Consider the following 249-nt stretch of genomic DNA (forward strand, 5'->3'; position numbering starts at 1 on the left):
CATGGCGATGATAGGTTGCAACCACGAAGTTAAGGTTTTGGCCAGTGTACGAAGTGGACTGTGATGTAACTGTTCAAGCAAGTCTAAGAACCTCGGTAATGTCTGCTCCATTCGTTTTTCATTCATAGTCTTTAACAGCATATACCTGATGAGCTTCTGTTTGACCTCATACAGTGTTTTTAACACCGGATAGTCAGCTAAGTAGCGTTGTAGGTTGTTGTTATTCTCCTCGCTTAAATGCCATTGATG

General features: G+C 41.8%; 1 protein-coding gene. It reads right to left on the reverse strand.

Features of this window, described 5'->3' with window-relative positions:
• The coding region (locus ACXAER_RS19565; protein ID WP_474832226.1) for a transposase at nt 1-249 on the reverse strand (249 nt) is incomplete at both ends.

The organism is Alteromonas sp. AWJ4_199 (assembly GCF_056159165.1).